Source organism: Saccharopolyspora shandongensis, from assembly GCF_900106995.1.
Taxonomy (GTDB): Bacteria; Actinomycetota; Actinomycetes; order Mycobacteriales; family Pseudonocardiaceae; genus Saccharopolyspora; species Saccharopolyspora shandongensis.
Window position 1 is genome coordinate 280,141 of the sequence record NZ_FNOK01000001.1, and the last position, 16,543, is coordinate 296,683.

15 protein-coding genes are annotated in these 16,543 nt (G+C 69.5%); 4 read left to right on the top strand and 11 right to left on the bottom strand.

Going from position 1 to position 16,543, the window contains the following annotated elements:
• The first annotated feature begins 14 nt into the window (after positions 1-14).
• Positions 15-1,157 (top strand): serine hydrolase domain-containing protein, encoded by a 1,143-nt coding sequence (locus BLW84_RS01335; protein ID WP_093260333.1) that lies wholly within the window; start codon positions 15-17, stop codon positions 1,155-1,157.
• A 39-nt stretch (positions 1,158-1,196) separates the two neighbouring features.
• The gene (locus tag BLW84_RS01340; RefSeq protein ID WP_177226204.1) at positions 1,197-2,417 is read left to right on the top strand and encodes a nucleotide disphospho-sugar-binding domain-containing protein; all 1,221 of its coding nucleotides are present in this window, start codon (positions 1,197-1,199) and stop codon (positions 2,415-2,417) included.
• A gap of 54 nt (positions 2,418-2,471) precedes the next feature.
• On the opposite strand, the gene BLW84_RS01345 is transcribed toward BLW84_RS01340, so the two are convergent.
• The 4 genes from BLW84_RS01345 to BLW84_RS01360 all read right to left on the bottom strand — a co-directional run bounded on the left by BLW84_RS01345 (position 2,472) and on the right by BLW84_RS01360 (position 6,285).
• On the bottom strand, positions 2,472-3,458 hold the full coding sequence (locus BLW84_RS01345) for a nitroreductase/quinone reductase family protein (RefSeq protein WP_093260335.1): 987 nt from the start codon (positions 3,456-3,458) through the stop codon (positions 2,472-2,474).
• A 351-nt stretch (positions 3,459-3,809) separates the two neighbouring features.
• A complete protein-coding gene (locus BLW84_RS01350; RefSeq protein ID WP_093260337.1) occupies positions 3,810-4,241 on the bottom strand; it encodes a nuclear transport factor 2 family protein in 432 nt (143 codons plus the stop codon).
• Positions 4,242-4,487: 246 nt separating this feature from the next.
• A complete protein-coding gene (locus tag BLW84_RS01355; protein WP_177226205.1) occupies positions 4,488-5,429 on the bottom strand; it encodes an MBL fold metallo-hydrolase in 942 nt (313 codons plus the stop codon).
• Positions 5,430-5,457: 28 nt separating this feature from the next.
• A complete protein-coding gene (locus BLW84_RS01360; RefSeq protein ID WP_093260339.1) occupies positions 5,458-6,285 on the bottom strand; it encodes an AfsR/SARP family transcriptional regulator in 828 nt (275 codons plus the stop codon).
• A gap of 702 nt (positions 6,286-6,987) precedes the next feature.
• On the opposite strand from BLW84_RS01360, the gene BLW84_RS01365 reads away from it, so the two are divergent.
• The gene (locus BLW84_RS01365) at positions 6,988-8,133 is read left to right on the top strand and encodes an acyl-CoA dehydrogenase family protein (RefSeq protein WP_093260341.1); all 1,146 of its coding nucleotides are present in this window, start codon (positions 6,988-6,990) and stop codon (positions 8,131-8,133) included.
• Positions 8,134-8,201: 68 nt separating this feature from the next.
• Here the strand turns inward: BLW84_RS01365 and BLW84_RS01370 are convergent, their stop codons facing one another.
• The 7 genes from BLW84_RS01370 to BLW84_RS01400 all read right to left on the bottom strand — a co-directional run bounded on the left by BLW84_RS01370 (position 8,202) and on the right by BLW84_RS01400 (position 14,897).
• Positions 8,202-8,612 carry a metal-sulfur cluster assembly factor gene (locus BLW84_RS01370; RefSeq protein WP_093260343.1) on the bottom strand — a complete coding sequence of 137 codons (411 nt, stop codon included), beginning with the start codon at positions 8,610-8,612 and terminating at the stop codon, positions 8,202-8,204.
• A 210-nt stretch (positions 8,613-8,822) separates the two neighbouring features.
• Positions 8,823-9,278: a Fe-S cluster assembly sulfur transfer protein SufU gene (sufU, locus tag BLW84_RS01375; protein ID WP_093260345.1), complete on the bottom strand. Its 456-nt coding sequence runs from the start codon at positions 9,276-9,278 to the stop codon at positions 8,823-8,825.
• Between the two features lie 24 nt (positions 9,279-9,302).
• Positions 9,303-10,592: a cysteine desulfurase gene (locus BLW84_RS01380; protein ID WP_093260347.1), complete on the bottom strand. Its 1,290-nt coding sequence runs from the start codon at positions 10,590-10,592 to the stop codon at positions 9,303-9,305.
• Positions 10,589-11,362: a Fe-S cluster assembly ATPase SufC gene (sufC, locus tag BLW84_RS01385; RefSeq protein ID WP_093260349.1), complete on the bottom strand. Its 774-nt coding sequence runs from the start codon at positions 11,360-11,362 to the stop codon at positions 10,589-10,591. The genes BLW84_RS01380 and sufC overlap by 4 nt, the downstream gene beginning before the upstream one ends.
• A gap of 40 nt (positions 11,363-11,402) precedes the next feature.
• A complete protein-coding gene (gene sufD, locus BLW84_RS01390) occupies positions 11,403-12,602 on the bottom strand; it encodes a Fe-S cluster assembly protein SufD (RefSeq protein ID WP_093260351.1) in 1,200 nt (399 codons plus the stop codon).
• A 1-nt stretch (position 12,603) separates the two neighbouring features.
• Positions 12,604-14,067 (bottom strand): Fe-S cluster assembly protein SufB, encoded by a 1,464-nt coding sequence (gene sufB / locus BLW84_RS01395; RefSeq protein WP_093260353.1) that lies wholly within the window; start codon positions 14,065-14,067, stop codon positions 12,604-12,606.
• Entirely contained in the window at positions 14,064-14,897 is an 834-nt protein-coding gene (locus BLW84_RS01400) for a helix-turn-helix transcriptional regulator (protein ID WP_093260355.1), read from the bottom strand. Before BLW84_RS01400 ends, sufB begins: the two co-directional genes overlap by 4 nt.
• Before the next feature lie 85 nt (positions 14,898-14,982).
• Here BLW84_RS01400 and mptB point away from each other — a divergent pair, with 85 nt between their 5' ends.
• Positions 14,983-16,539, top strand: a complete 1,557-nt coding sequence (gene mptB, locus BLW84_RS01405) for a polyprenol phosphomannose-dependent alpha 1,6 mannosyltransferase MptB (RefSeq protein WP_093260357.1) — start codon at positions 14,983-14,985, stop codon at positions 16,537-16,539.
• Positions 16,540-16,543 lie beyond the last annotated feature (4 nt).

Below are 16,543 nucleotides of genomic sequence, written 5' to 3' on the forward strand. Positions count from 1 at the left end.
TCCCGCGGGGAGGGGTGGCCACCCATCCCTTCGCCGAGGTGAACCTGGCCTTCCGGGCGAATTTCGCCACCGGCGCGGAAGTGGGCGCCGCGGTGTGCGTGTACCACCGCGGTCGTCCGGTGGTGGACCTGTGGGGCGGGTACGCCGATGCGGATCGCGGCGATCCGTGGCGGGCGGACACCTTGGGCGTGCTCGCCTCGCCGACGAAGTCGTTGGTCACGGGCGCGGCGCTGCTGCTGGTCGACCGCGGGGTGCTCGACCTGGACGCCCCGATAGCCGAGCACTGGCCGGAGTTCGCCGCCAACGGCAAGGGCGGGATCACGCTGCGCATGGTGCTCAGCCAGCGGTCCGGCGTCGTGTGCCTGGACCACGACCCGATCACCAACGACAAGCTGCGGGCGCACGAGCCGATCGTGGCGGCGCTGGAGTCCGCCCGGCCGGAGTGGGAGCCCGATACCGCGCACGGGTACCACGCCACCACCTACGGGCACCTGATCAGCGAGCTGATCCGGCGCTGCACCGGGCTGACCGTCGGGCAGTTCTTCGCCAAGGAGATCGCCAACCCGCTCGGGCTGGACTGCTACATCGGCCTGCCCACCCCGGACACGGCGCACCTGGCGACCATGATCGAGTGCAAGGCCGAGGAGCTGATGGCCGGCGCCGATCCGGGCGAGATCGAGGAGCTGCGCGACGCGGCCACGCTGACCTACCGCGCGACGATGGCCAGCATGTCGCAGGATCCCGCCGATCCGACGGTGGAGGAACCCTCCTACGGCGGGCTGGCCAGCGCGCAGTCGCTGGCCAGGTACTTCGCCTCGTTCATCGGCGAGGTCGACTGCTTCCGGCTGACCAGCCCGGAGATCACCGAGCAGATGCGCGTGGTGCACTCCACCGGCGACTGCCTCGTCATGCTCTCGCCGTGCACCTGGGGCCTGGGCGTGCAGGTGTCCGACAGCCCGGTGTTCCCGGCGTCGGCGGGGCTGGGCACCGCGTTCGGCTTCAGCGGCGCGAACGGCGTGTTCGCGTTCGCCGATCCGGCGAACGACCTCGCGTTCGCCTACATCCCGAATGCCGGTTCCGAGGTGATGGGCAGCATGGACGCGCGGATCCGCCGGCTCATCGAGGCCACCTACCGCAGCATCCAGAAGGTCCGCTGAGCGGACCGGTCCGCGCACTCCCCTGGAAAGGAAACGGACATGCGAATCCTTTTCCCGGCGGCACCCGGCTACGGGCTGATGCTGCCGCTGGTTCCGCTGGCGTGGGCGGCGCGGGCGGCGGGCCACGAGGTCCTGCTGGCCACCACCGCCTACATGACCAGGGTGGCGGCGGAGTCGGGGCTGCCGGTGACCGACGTGTTCCCCGCCCGGGACGTCGGTGAGGACCTGGTGGCCGGCGCGGCGGGCGAGGCAGGCGCCGATGACGACGCCGTCCCGCCGGGCTACTGGGACCTGGTTCGCGGGATGCGGCCGTTCGAGCTGTTCACGCTGGCCATGACGGGCGGCACCATCGCCGCCGGCCGCGAGTTCGGCGCCGATCTGGTCGTCTTCTGCTCCGACCACGCGGCGGGCAAGCTGGCCACGACGGCGCTGGGCCTCCCCTCGCTGGAGGTCGGCAACCGGGTGTCCTGGTCGATGCGCGACGAGGGGTTCCGGGATGGGAAGAACCTCAACGCGCGCATGGGGATCGTGCCCGACGACGCCCCGGTGGTGCGGGCCCTGCGCGACGAGCTGGGCCTGGGCGACCGGCAACCGCACCTGCTGGCGCGCATCGATCCGCGCGCGCCCAGCCTCGGCGGCCTGGCCGGCGAGGAACCGGACGCCGTCGACGGTGTGCCGTGGCTGCCGATGCGGTACGTCCCGTTCAACGGCGGCGCGCTGCTGCCGTCCTGGGCGATGCGCCGCCCGCAGCGGCCGCGGATCTGCCTGACCCTGGGCACGGTCGCGCCGCTGCTGCCGGGCGGCGGCGGGCTCGGCACGCTGATCCAGGCGCTGGCCGAGCTGGACGCCGACATCGTGCTCGCCGACGCGGAGACGGATCTGTCGCAGTTCGAGCCGCTGCCGAAGAACGTGCACCCGGCGGGTTTCGTGCCGCTTTCCGGGATTCTGCGAGATTGCTCGCTGATCGTGCACCACGGCGGATCGGGCACCACGGCCTCCGCGCTGCACTACGGCGTGCCGCAGCTGATCGTGCCCGGCGGCGCGGACAACGAGCTGTGCGCGCAGCGGGTGGTCGACCGCAAGGTCGGCCTGGCCGCCGAACCATCCACACTGGACGCTGTCGTCATCCGGGAGCTCGCCGAGCGGCTGCTCGCCGAGGAATCCTTCCGCCAGGAGGCGGCGGAGGTGCGCGCCGAGATGGCCGCCCAGCCGAGCCCGGCCGCGATCATCGACCGCATCGCCGCCGAGATCGCAGGCTGACGAACGACGATCGCGGGTGGTTCCGGATCCGGAACCACCCGCGATCTCGTGCGCTCACAGGATGTTCGGCGCCGGCCCCATCTTGTTGAGGGCGTCGACGACCGTCCGCTCCTCGTAGACGAAGTGCTCCTCCAGGTCGGACGCCAGGACTTCCAGCCGCTCCCGCAGCTGCACCGGGTCGCTCTTGCCCGGCACGTAGCCCTCCACGAGCTGCCGGATCTCGTCCTGCAGCCGCGCCACCACCTTGTGCTCCTCGCCCAGCTTCTCCAGATCCGGGGCGAGTTCGGGGTACTGCTGGGCCAGCATCGGGAAGGCACCCATGTCCTCGCCCGTGTGGTGCTCCTTCACGGCCGCGCAGAACTCCAGGCAGTGCGCGCGCATCTGCTCCGCCAGCCCGGGCTTCGCCCGCTCCAGCGTGGCGCCGTCCGCATCGCCGGCGATGATCTCGTCCACCTGGGCGCGGAGCTCGGTGAGCTCCTTGCGGAGCCAGTCGTGGCCCTCCACCAGGAAATCGCCCAAGCCCCGCACCCGGTCGGTGCCGGAATCCGATGTGGACTCCGCCGCCGGTTCCGGTTCCGCCCCGGCGATCGGCTCGGCGTCGGTCCGGCGCAGCGTGATGACCGGCAGCACGCGGGTGGTCTTCTCCTGGTACTCGCCCATGCCCGAGTCCTGCGCGACGACCCCGGCGAACAGCGCGTCGCGCTCGGCGCCGGTGGTGATGGTCGCGATCGCCTCGTAGGTCTCGGTGCCGGTCTCGACCGTCACCCGCGGGTTCTTCGCGATGTTGTGGTACCAGGCGGGGTTCTTCGGGCCGCCCATCGCCGACGCGACGACCAGCGGCTGCCCGTCGACCTCGAAGTAGCCCACCGGGCCCTCGCGGCGCCGGCCGGACTTGGCGCCGATCGTGGTCAGCACGACCAGCGACCAGCCCTCCATCCAGCCGCTGAGCTTGCCGTTGTTCTGCCTGAATTCCTCGACGACCTGCCGGTTGAACGCGCCTGCGTCGAAGTTGGCGTAGTCGTCGGTGTGTTCGTCGGTCATGCAGTCCTTCCAATGGGATCGGTTGATCGGAGGAGGAGCACCACCAGGAGACGACACGAAAAGAGCCCCGCAGGCCAGGAACGCTGGAGGGAAACGTCGTACCGCAGGCGATTTACCGCAATAAGACGAGACCAGGTGCGAGACACGCAGAATCGTGCCGCAACTCAAAAGGTGGCTTAGAAGCCGCTACCTCCATGCGTAGGCCCATCCGGGGCGCACCGAAAGATTAGCAGCAGCCGACCACGCCCGCAAGGCGGGGCACCCCGGAAGCCGTCCGCACCCGGACCGCACGAAGCCCCGGAAACCATTCCGCCACAACGGTTTCCGGGGCTTCGTCGGCGAGCCGGTGGATCAGCTCATCTGGTCGTGGTGCACCTGGCGGGAGCGGTTGCGCAGCTCACCGTCCTCGAACGCGAGCACGTCGCGCACCAGGCAGCTGGGGCCGACCACGGGCTCCTTGACGCCCGGCCGCGTGGTGAGCACCAGCGCGTAGAAGGTGGTGTCTAATAACCCGTCCTCCCGCGGCCGCACGTCGATCATGTTGAACCAGTGCCTGCGCTGCACCGGGTCGTTGTCGAACCGCTTGTTGAACCGCGTCAGTTCGGCCGTGATCCCGTCGTGGCCGTGGGCGGCGGGCTGCCCGGGCGTGTGCTGGAACTCGCCGTCGGCGGTGAACGTCGCGGCGTACTCCGCGAACCGGCAGCCGTCGAGCAGCTGGACCTGGCGCGCGTAATGCAGCTGGACGGCAGCGTAGAGCTCGGTGACGGTGGTAGTGCTGGTCATAGCTGGTTCCTCCGGAAAGACTTCTTCGTTGTCAGAAATAACTTCGGAATGAAGCTTGCTTGGCGGTGCGGGTAGCGGAACCTCAGACGCCGTCTGAACTCCGGGATCCCCGACTTGTGTATGCCCAATACGCGGCGCTGGGGCTGTCCTCGCCAGACGACGCCTGAGAACCCGCGGCGGTGCGAGCTGAGTCCCCCCACCGCATGCGGCTGACGCCGCATTCTCAAGACCCCTCAGGAAGGGAGATCAGGCGTGGCAGACCAGCGGTCCGCCGTGGTAGTCGACCATCTCCTGGAAGACGACGCCCATCTCCTTGATGGCCGCGGCCATGTCCAGCGCCTCGCCGTGGGCGGCCAGCCGCTCCTCGGCGAACGCCCGGTGCAGGTTGGGGATCAGCCGCTCCGGCTCCAGGAACCCGGCGAACTCGCCCAGGTCCGCATCGCGCGCGACCTCGGCGGGCGTCGCCCCGGCGGCCACGCCGTCCCTGGCGAGTTCCTGGACCCACCGCAGGTACTTCTCGGTGCCGTCCAGCACCTCCGGGCCGCCGACCGGGCCGTGCCCGGCCACCACGGTGACCGGCTCGAAGGCGCGCAGCCGCTCGATCGCCCGCAGCGAACCGGAAACCGAGCCCAGCGGGCAGAACGGGGTCACGCCGGACATCACGATGTCGCCGGTGAACAGCACGCGCCGCTCCGGCACCCACACCACGGTGTCGTTGGTGCTGTGCGCCAGGCCGACGTGCACGAGCTCCGCGGTGAGCTCGCCGACCTGCAGCGTCAGGCCGTCCTGGTAGGTCGCGGTCGGCAGGGCCAGCTCGATGCCGCCCCACTCCACGTCCGGCCACAGCTCGGTGAGGTGCAGGCCCGCCAGGTGCATCTCGCGGCGGGTCTCCCGGTGCGCGAACACCACCGCCTCCGGGAAGACGAAGTTGCCGAAGGTGTGGTCGCCGTGCGAATGCGTGTTGATGACCGCGAACGGGGGCCGCTCGGCGACGGCGAGAACCTGTTCGCGCAGCCGGCGCGCGCGGGCCTCGGTCGCCACGGTGTCCACCAGCGCGGCCGAACCACCGGAGATGAGGACGCCGGCGTTGTTCACGCACCAGCCGCCGGCGGGCTGGACGTAGGCGTGGACGCCGTCGGCCACCTCCACCAGCTCGGGCCGGGCCGTCGTTGTCGCTGAAGCTGACAAGGCAAACTCCCAGGTGTCTCTAGGTATCTCAGACCGTCTCGGCGAGGCGCTGCTCGGACGCGAAGATCGACCGCAGCGGGATGTCGGCGGCGTTGGACAGCAGCGCCTGGTGCAGCTTCTGCAGGCGGCCGGACGGTTCGACGCCCAGCTCCCGGATCAGCGCCTGGCGCAGATCCCGGAACACCTGCAGCGCGCGCGGCGCCGACCCCGAGCGCTGGAAGGCGATCATCAGCAGCGCGGAGATGTTCTCGTCGGTGGGGTTCTCCGCCACCAGCTTGCGCAGTTCGGGGATGAGCATCGCGTGCTTGCCGAGGTAGAGGTCGGCGATGATGCGCTGCTGGTGCACCCGCGCGCGGGCCTCCTCGATGCCGATGACCTCCATCGCGAGCATCCGGCCCATCGGCACGTCCATCAGCGCCTGGCCGCGCCACAAATCCATCGCCTGCGCGAGGAATTTCGAGGCCGCCGCCGGGTCGCACTTCTCCAGCGCCGCGTCACCGCTGACCGCGAGCCGGTTGAATTCGACGAGGTCGAATGAACACGGCGTCGCCGTGAGCTGGTAGCCGTTGTAGCTCGTGGCGAGCAGATCCTTGGCCGTCCACGGCGAATCCGACGGCAGGGATTCCGCGATCAGCCTCCGCAACTGCAGGACGTAGGTCTGCAGCGTGGTCGCCCCGCTGCGCGGAATGGCGTCGCCCCAGACCTCTTCCATCAGGGTGGAAACCGGCACCACCCGGCCGCAGCGCAATGCCAGCAGTGCGAGGATTTGCCTCGGTTTTCCCGCCGTTGGTACGATCGACGCACTCCGCAGTCGTACCGTTAACGGCCCCAGCACGTTGATTTCTAATGACTGCATTCTCAGTCGCCTATCCGACTAGAGCTGAACAAAGTACTTAACTTCCGGACATCGTCCCAGCAATGGCTGACATTCCCGCCGATAGCGCATTGATCGGCGGATATCGGACCTGTCCGACCGCGCTCCGCGCGCGTCACTTCCGGGCGTTATCAGCACCGGAAAAGCGCAGCGCGAAGCCCCCCTTTCCCGCATTCAACCAGTCGAGATGTCGCCAACGGATTTGGCGCGGCACTCGAACAGTTCTTTACCCAGATTTCACGGGATCATGTGCACCGGCCCGCTTGGCCCCCGGTCCAAATGTGAGCCGTCATCCGGCGGCGTGGCATACCCCAAACGGCCCATCGTTTACCCCAAAAGGCCTCGGTCGGCATACTCTTGGACCCTTCGCTCGTTACGACCGTCACTCCAGGAATCTATCATCGCAATTCACACTACAGGGGGAAACCGCGAGTGCACCGGTGACGACAAAGCGATCCTCAAGGCGCGCTCTAGCGGACACCAACACAAGATGCAAAAGACCAGGTCAGAGCCTTTTTGGCGGAGCTGACAGCAACCTTGGACGGCCGTTCGGCGCATCTTTCTACTACTTTCGTATGTCCAGTAGTTCTGGAGGTTGAATCCGACGGTATCGGCTCTAGTGGAGTTCCAGCCGAGCGCGATGGAGTCGCCCCAATATCGGCGGCAAGCGAAGGAGGCGACTCGATGCCCGACCAATTCCCGTCGAACACCGGGATGGCCCGCGCCGCGCAGGAAGTCGCGGTGCTCGCGGCCCGGCACGCCGACCGCGCGGAGCAGAACCGCGTGCTGGACCCGCAAGTGCTGCGATCGGTCGTGAACGCCGGATTCGCTCGCCATTTCGTGCCCGCCGAACACGGCGGGAACAACGGCACTTTCGCGGAGTTGGGTGCCGCGGTCCGCACCATCGGCGAGCGGTGCCCGGCCACGGCCTGGTGCGCCTCGATCGCCGCGAGCCTGGCCAGGATGGCCGCCTACCTGCCGGCCGAAGGCCGCAAGGAGATCTGGCAGCACGGGCCCGACGCGCTGGTGGTCGGCGCGATTTCGCCGCGGGGCAAGGCAAAACCGGAAGGCGACGGGTGGCGGCTGTCCGGCACCTGGTCCTACATCAGCGCCGTCGACCACTCCGACTGGGCGCTCGTGCTCGGCCTGGTGCCCGGCGACACCGGCCCGGAGCCGCGGCTGTTCGCGCTCCCCCGCGCCACGTACCGCATCGAGCCCACCTGGTCGGACATCGGGATGCGGGCGACCGGGAGCAACACCCTCATCGCCGAGGACGTCTTCGTGCCGGAGGCGCTGAGCGTGCCGGCCAGGAATCTGCACGAAGGCCGCGCGCCCGGCCTGGATTCGCGCTGCCACGCGGTGCCGCTGACGGCGGTGAACGGGCTCTTCTTCACCCTGCCCATCCTCGGGGCTGCGCGCGGCGCGTTGCGGCACTGGTCCGAGTACGCCGAGGAGAAGATCCGCGCAGCGGCGAAAGCACCCGGCCCAGGCCCCGGCCGGTCGTTCTACGAGGAGACGCTGGCCCGCTCCTCCGGCGAGATCGACGCCGCGCAGCTGCTGCTGGAGCGCGTCGCCGCGGTCGCAGATCTAGGCCCGGAGATCACGCCCGCGGAAACCGCCCGCAACCAGCGCGACTGCGCGTTCGTGGCGGATCTCCTCGTCGGCGCGGTGGATCGGCTGTTCCGCGCCTCGGGCACGAGTGGCCACAGCGTGCACAGCCCGCTGCAACGCTTCTGGCGCGACGTCCACTCGGCCTCCGGGCACGTGGTCCTCCAGTTCGGCCCCGCCGCAACCGCGTACGCGAACAGAACCCTCGACGTCACGCCCTGAACAACCCCAGCACAACGATGAGGGGCCTGCCGATTCGGCAGGCCCCTCATCAGTTCAGAAGACCAAGATCAGACGGTGAATCCGAGGGCTCGCAGCTGTTCGCGGCCTTCCTCGGTGATCTTCTCCGGGCCCCACGGCGGCATCCACACCCAGTTGATGCGGAAGTCGTCGACCAGTCCGCCGCCCGGACCGGTGGTCAGCGCGGCGCGCGCCTGGTCCTCGATGACGTCGGTCAGCGGGCAGGCCGCCGACGTCAGCGTCATGTCGACGGTCGCCGTGTTGTCCTGGTCCACCCGGATGTCGTAGACCAGGCCGAGGTCGACGACGTTGATCCCCAGCTCGGGGTCGACGACGTCGCGCAGGGCCTCCTCGACGTCTTCCAGCGCGGCTACCTCGGCGGCCGGCGCGGCCTGCTCGGGCAACGCCTCGGCGCTGCGGGCCACGTCGGTTTCCTCCTGCACCGGGGCTTGCTCGCTCATGCCAGTTCCGCCTCTCCGCGTTTCACAGTTGTGGTTGCGTCCGGCTCAATCTCGCGTTTCGCAGTTTCCCGTGGCTGGTTCGCGTCACGTTCCCCTGAGGTGCGGTTGAGGAGGACTCGGGTTGACACAGGGCTGCTCATGACGCCTCCACGGTGATCTGCGGGACACCCGCACCCGGTCGGCTCACATGAGCGCGGAAGAGATTGTCGCTCATGACGCCTCCACGACCACGCGCGACACCGCGTCCTTGAAAGCCATCCAACCCAGCAGCGCGCACTTCACGCGCATCGGGTACTTCGCCACTCCCGCGAACGCGACGCCGTCTTCCAGCACGTCCTCGTCCGGTTCGATCTTGCCGCGGCCGTGCATCAGTTCGCTGAACGCGGCCTCGGTGGTGAGCGCCTCCCGCAGCGGCTTGCCGACGACCAGATCGGTGAGCACCGACACCGACGCCTGGCTGATCGAACAACCCTGCCCCGAGTAGGACACGTCGTCGACGACCGCGTCGGTGTCCGTGCCCGTCAACCGCACCCGGAGCGTGACCTCGTCGCCGCAGGTGGGGTTCACCTGGAACGACTCGGCGTCGAACGGTTCCCGCAGGCCGTGCCGGTGCGGTTTCCGGTAGTGGTCCAGGATGATCTCCTGGTACATCTGCTCAAGCTGCATGAAGAGTTCTCCGGCAGTCCCGGATCAAGCCACCCCGAAGAAGCGTTGCGCCTCGCGCACCGCGTCCACCAACGCCTTGACCTCGTCCAGTTCGTTGTACAGGTAGAACGACGCCCGCACGGTCGCCGGAATTCCCATCCGGCGGTGCAGCGGCCATGCGCAGTGGTGTCCGACGCGGACCTCGACACCCTTGTCGTCCAGCACCTGACCGGCGTCGTGCGGGTGCACGCCGTCGATCACGAACGACACGGTACCGCCGCGGTGCTCGGTGTTGGTAGGCCCGATGATGCGCACGCCGTCGATCGCCGACAGCTCCCGCAACGCGACCTCGGTGAGCTGGTGCTCGTGCTCGGCGATGCGGTCCATGCCGATCGCCGTGAGGTAGTCGACGGCCGCGCCCAGCCCGACGGCCTGCGACGTCATCGGCACGCCCGCCTCGAACCGCTGCGGCGGCGCGGCGAACGTGGAGCGCTCCATGTGCACCAGCTCGATCATCGAGCCGCCGCTGATGAACGGCGGCATCGCGGCCAGCAGCTCGCGGCGCCCGTAGAGCACGCCGACCCCGGAGGGGCCGAGCATCTTGTGCCCGGAGAACACCGCGAAGTCCACGCCCAGCGCCTTGAAGTCCACCGGCTTGTGCGGCACCGACTGGCAGGCGTCCAGCACGACCAGCGCGCCGACCTGGTGCGCCCGCGAGACGATCTGCTCGGTCGGGTTCACCGTGCCCAGCACGTTGGACTGGTGGGTGAAGGCGACCAGCTTGGTGCGCTCGGTGATCACACCGTCCACATCGGACAGGTCGAGGCGGCCCTCGTCGGTGACCCCGAACCAGCGCAGCGTGGCGCCGGTGCGCTCGCACAGCTGCTGCCACGGCACCAGGTTCGCGTGGTGCTCCATCTCGGTCACCACGACCTCGTCGCCCGGCCCGAGGCGGAAGCGCTCGGCTTCCGCCCCGGACGTGGCGGCGTTGCTCATGGCGTAGGCGACGAGGTTGACGCCCTCGGTGGCGTTCTTCGTGAACACCACCTCGTCGGCGTCGACACCGACGAAGCGGGCGATCCGCTCCCGGGCGCCCTCATACGCGTCCGTGGCCTCCTCGGCGAGCTGGTGCGCGCCGCGGTGCACGGCCGCGTTGGAGTGCTCCAGGAAGGAACGCTCCGCGTCGAGCACCTGGCGCGGCCGTTGCGAGGTCGCCCCGGAGTCCAGGTACACCAAGCGCTGCCCGTCGCGGATCGTGCGACCCAGGATCGGGAAGTCCGCGCGGATCGCCGCCACGTCCAGCGGCGTGCTCGTGCGAGGAGGCTCAACGGTCATGACTGGGCTGCCGCCTCCTTCTTGCCGGTGAAGCGCACGTAGCCGTTCTCCTCCAGCTCGTCGGCGAGCTCGGCACCACCGGACTCGACGACCTTGCCCTCGGCGAACACGTGCACGTAGTCCGGGGTGATGTGCTTGAGGATCCGGGTGTAGTGGGTGATCAGCAGAACACCCTTGCCGCCCTTGCCGTGGTACTTGTTCACGCCTTCGGAAACCACCCGCAGCGCGTCGACGTCGAGGCCGGAGTCGGTCTCGTCGAGGATCGCGAACTTCGGGTCCAGCAGGTCCAGCTGCAGGATCTCGTGGCGCTTCTTCTCACCACCGGAGAAGCCCTCGTTGACGCTGCGCTCGGCGAACGACGGGTCGATGTCCAGGTCCGACATGGCCTGCTTGACTTCCTTGACCCACTTGCGGATCTGCGGCGCCTCGCCGCGAACCGCGGTCGCCGCGGTGCGCAGGAAGTTCGACATCGACACACCCGGCACCTCGACCGGGTACTGCATCGCGAGGAACAGGCCGGCGCGGGCCCGCTCGTCGACGGTCATCTCCAGCACGTCCTCGCCGTCCAGCAGCACGGTGCCGGAGTCGATCCGGTACTTCGGGTGCCCGGCGATGGCGTAGGCCAGCGTCGACTTGCCGGAGCCGTTCGGGCCCATGATCGCGTGGATCTCGCCCGAGCGGACGGTCAGGTTGACGCCGTTGAGGATCGGCTTGGCGCCGTCCTCGGTGAGGACCGAGCCGTGCAGGTCCTTGATCTCCAGGGTGGCCATGTTCTTCTTCGTTCTCCTGGTCAGTGCGAAAGCTCTTGGGTCAGGCGCCTACGACGGCGAGTTCTTCCTCGATCGCGGCCTCCAGCCGCTCCCGGACCTCGGGCACGGTGATCTTCTGCAGCAGCTCGCCGAAGAAGCCCCGCACCACCAGGCGCCGGGCCTGGTCCTGCGGGATGCCCCGGGCCTGCAGGTAGAACAGCTGCTCGTCGTCGAAGCGGCCGGTGGCGCTGGCGTGCCCGGCGCCCTCGATCTCGCCGGTCTCGATCTCCAGGTTCGGCACCGAGTCGGCCCGCGCACCCTCGGTCAGCACCAGGTTGCGGTTGAGCTCGTAGGTGTCGGTGCCCTCGGCCGCGGCCCGGATCAGCACGTCGCCGATCCACACCGAGTGCGCGCCGTCGCCCTGCAGCGCGCCCTTGTAGAGCACGTTGCTGCGGCAGTTCGGCACCGCGTGGTCCACCAGCATCCGGTGCTCCAGGTGCTGGCCCGCGTCGGCGAAGTACAGGCCGAGCAGCTCGGCGTCGCCGCCCTTGTCGCCGTAGGTGATGGTCGTGTTGACCCGCACCAGGTCGCCGCCGAGGGTGACGGCGAGGTGCCGGAACACCGCGTCGCGGCCCAGGTAGGCGTGCTCGGAGCTGACCTGCGTGGCGTCGTCGGCCCAGTCGTGCACCGACACCACGCGCAGCTGCGCGCCGTCGCCGGCGACGAACTCGACGTTGTCGCCCAGCGTGCCGGAGCCGCGGTAGTCGACCACCACGACGGCCTCGGCGAACTGCTCGGCGCGGATCTGCAGGTGCCCGAAGGCGACCTGGCCCTCGCCCGGGCCGTGCACCGTGACGGTGATCGGGCCCTCGGGCTTGGTGTCCTTCGGGACCGTCACGACCGTGGCCTCGGTGAAGGAGCTCCAGGCCTGCGCGGCGATGCGGTCGGACGGAATGCCGCCGTTGCCGATCCGCGCGTCGTCGCGGCCCACGGTCTCCACGGTCGCGCCGTCACCGGTGACCTCGACCTTGATGTTGCCGGTCGCGACGGCGGTGCCGTTGTGCAGGCCCTTGAGCCGCTTCATCGGCGTGAAGCGCCAGTCCTCCTCGCGGCCGCCGGGGACCTCGAAGGCCTCGACGTCGTAGGACGTGAAGCGCGCCCCGCGGGACGACTGGGGGATGCCCGTGCCGCCACCGTGCGAGTGCTCGGTGAGGCCGTTTTGGGCAGCCAAGGGCTGCGAGTCCGTCTTGGTGGTGCTCATCTCAGCCGACGGCCCCTTCCATCTGCAGCTCGATCAGGCGGTTCAGTTCCAGCGCGTATTCCATCGGCAGCTCGCGGGCGATCGGCTCGACGAAGCCGCGCACGATCACCGCCATCGCCTCGTCCTCGGTCAGGCCCCGCTGCATCAGGTAGAACAGCTGGTCGTCGCTGACCTTGGACACGGTCGCCTCGTGGCCCATCGACACGTCGTCGACCCGGACGTCCACGTACGGGTAGGTGTCGGAGCGGCTGATGGTGTCCACCAGCAGCGCGTCGCACTTGACGTTGGACGACGAGTGGTGCGCCCGCTTCGCGACCTTGACCAGGCCGCGGTAGGAGGTGCGGCCGCCGCCCCGGGCGATCGACTTGGACACGATCGTCGAGGAGGTGTGCGGCGCCAGGTGCTCCATCTTCGCGCCCGCGTCCTGGTGCTGGCCCTCGCCGGCGAACGCCACCGAGAGCACCTCGCCCTTGGCGTGCTCGCCCATCAGGAACACCGACGGGTACTTCATGGTCACCTTGGAGCCGAGGTTGCCGTCGACCCACTCCATGGTGGCGCCCTCTTCGGCCTTGGCGCGCTTGGTGACCAGGTTGTAGACGTTGGTCGACCAGTTCTGGATCGTCGTGTAGCGGCAGCGGCCGCCCTTCTTGACGATGATCTCCACGACCGCGGAGTGCAGCGAGTCGCTGGAGTAGATCGGCGCCGTGCAGCCCTCGACGTAGTGCACGTAGGCGCCCTCGTCGACGATGATCAGGGTCCGCTCGAACTGGCCCATGTTCTCGGTGTTGATCCGGAAGTAGGCCTGCAGCGGAATGTCGACGTGCACGCCCGGCGGCACGTAGATGAACGAACCGCCCGACCACACCGCGGTGTTCAGCGCGGAGAACTTGTTGTCGCCGGCCGGGATGACCGAGCCGAAGTACTCCTTGAACAGCTCCGGGTGTTCCTTGAGGCCGGTGTCGGTGTCCAGGAAGATGACGCCCTGCTCCTCAAGGTCCTCGCGGATCTTGTGGTAGACGACCTCCGACTCGTACTGGGCGGCCACACCCGCGACGAGGCGCTGCTTCTCCGCCTCCGGGATGCCCAGCTTGTCGTAGGTGTTCTTGATGTCCTCGGGCAGGTCTTCCCAGGTCTGAGCCTGCTGCTCGGTGGAGCGGACGAAGTACTTGATGTTGTCGAAGTCGATCCCGGAGAGGTCGGCGCCCCAATTCGGCATCGGCTTGCGGTCGAACAACCGCAGCGCCTTGAGCCGCGTCTCCAGCATCCAGTCGGCCTCGTCCTTCTTGGCCGAGATGTCGCGGACGACGTCCTCGTTGAGACCACGGCGAGCGCCGGCACCGGCGGCGTCCGAGTCGGCCCAGCCGTACTCGTAGCTGCCCACGCTGGCCAGGATCTCGTCCTGGCTGAGCTGGCCATTGCCTTCGGACGGCGTGGTGGGTGTGCGCTGCTCCGCAGCGGCAGTCATACGGACTCCCCTCCATCAGGAATCGGGGCGGTGATCTGCTGGCCCTTCGGGAGCGGGCCGGCAGGTGTCTGGGCGGAGCCCCGGGTGTCGCCACCCGGATCCGCCAACCGCGCGGTTGGTACGTGCGTGGTGCAGGCCGCATCACCGTTCGCGATGGTGGCCAGCCGCTGCACATGGGTGCCGAGCACTTCGGCGAACGCCGCCGTCTCGGCCTCGCACAGCTGCGGGAAGTCCGCGGCGACGTGCGCGACCGGGCAGTGGTGCTGGCAGAGCTGCTCGCCGCTGGCGACGCTTCGCGTCGAGGCAGCGTAGCCCTCCCTGGTGAGCGCGTCGGCAAGAACCTCCGCGCGCTCGGCCGGGCTCGCGGTGGCCGCCAGCACCTCCCGGTGGTTGGCCACCAGCGCGGCCATCCGCCGGTCGGCGAACTCGCGGACCGCCTGCTCCCCCTCGTGTTCGGCGATGAACCGCAGCGCGGCCACCGCCAGGTCGTCGTAGGCGTGCCCGAACCGCGCCCGGCCCACCTCGGTGAGCAGGAACAGCTTCGCGGGCCGGCCGCGACCCCGGCGGCCCCGCGAGGAGGCTTCCCGGGTGTAGGCCTCGCCCTCGGCGACCAGCACGTCGAGGTGCCGGCGCACGGCGGTGGGGCTGAGCCCGAGTTCGTCGGCCACCGCGGCAGCGGTGATCGGCCCCCGTTCCAGCAGCAACCGCGCGACCGTGTGCCGGGTGCGCCCGTCGCCGTGCGCGGCCGCACCATGCTGGGGCGACTGGCCCTCAGCAGCGGCCGCGTTGCCCACGACTGGGGCAGGCGGAGGCGTCCCGACGTTTTTCACAACACGAATGTTACCTATTTCCTCGCGAGGCACCAGAGCGCGGGGTCGCCGCGTGAGCTGACTCACGCGGTTACGCTTCGTCGTCGTGGCGGCAGTCGAATCCAAAGACACAGCGGCGGCGGATCCCGCGGCGCAACAGCCCCTGGACCGCACCGAGCGGCGTCAGCTCGACGTCGTGCGCCGGTTCGGCACCACCGGGTCGCTGGTGCTCGCGGTCGGCGCGATCGGCGCCGGCGCCGCCCCGGTGGACAACCCGCTGTCCGGGGCCCGCCTGATCGGCCTGCCCGTCCGCATCCCGACCGTGGCGATGGCCTCCTGCTGGCTGGGCATGCTGATGATCGTCATGGCCTGGCTGTGGCTGGGCAAGCTCTGCTGGCCGGGCCGCGCCCGGATGCTGTCGGCCACCCAGCTGGCCCGCACGCTGGCGATGTGGGCGCTGCCGCTGGCCCTGGCCCCGCCGCTGTTCAGCACCGACATGTACAGCTACCTGGCGCAGAGCGAGGTGGCCGCGCGCGGCTTCAACCCGTACGTGCTGGGCTCCGCCGCCGCGCTCGGCGTCGACCACCCGTTCACCGCCAACGTGCCCAACATCTGGCGCGACACCCCGTCGCCGTACGGGCCGCTGTTCCTGATGTTCGGCCAGGTGATCTCCCGGATCGTCGGCGACAACGTGGTGTTCGGGGTGCTGGTGTGGCGCGCGGTGATGCTGTGCGGGCTGGCGCTGGCGATCTGGGCGATCCCGCGGCTGGCCCGCCGCTGCGGAGTGCACCCGGCCGCCGCGCTGTGGCTCGGCGCGGCCAACCCGATCGTGCTGTTCCACGTGGTCAGCGGCATGCACAACGAGGCACTGATGGTCGGCATCATGCTCGCCGCCATCGAGCTGGGCCTGCGCTACCAGACCGTGCCGGGCACCATCGCCGCCGGCGTGCTGCTGACCGTCGCCGGGGCGATCAAGCCGCCGGGGTGGATCGCGCTCGGCTTCTTCGGCATCTGCCTGGTGCTGCGGCGCGGCGGGCGGTTCCGCGACCTGGTGCGGGTCGCGGCGCTGCTGACCGCGGTGTTCCTGGCCACCATGACGGTGATCACGGTGGCCAGCGGCTGGGGCCTGGGCTGGATCGACACCTTCGACGTGCCCAACCGGGTCAAGACGTTCATGGCGCCGCTGACCGCGTTCGGGATGACCGGCGGCGGCCTGAGCACGCTGCTCGGGCTGGGCAACCAGACCGACGCGATGCTGGTCATCACCAAGATCATCGGCTACCTGATCGTCGCCGCGGTGTGCCTGCGGATGCTGTGGCTGTCCTTCCGCGGCCGCATCGAACCGCTGGCGGCGATGGGCATCACGTTCCTCACCCTCGCGCTGGCGGTGCCGGTGCTGTGGCCCTGGTACCTGCTGTGGTCGGTGGTGCCGCTGGCGCTGGCCACCAACAGCCACCGGTTCCGGATCACCGCGGCCGCGATCTGCGCCGTGGTCTCGCTGCTGGTGCCGCCGACCGGCGCGGGATTCGTGCTGCGCGCCTACCAGATCCCGTTCGCCGTGATCGCCGCGGCGATCGCCTTCGCGATCACCCTCTGGCTGGTGCGCGGCAAGGTACCGGGCCTGCTGCCGACCCGCGGCGGTGTTCGGCCGGTCACGCAATAGGCTT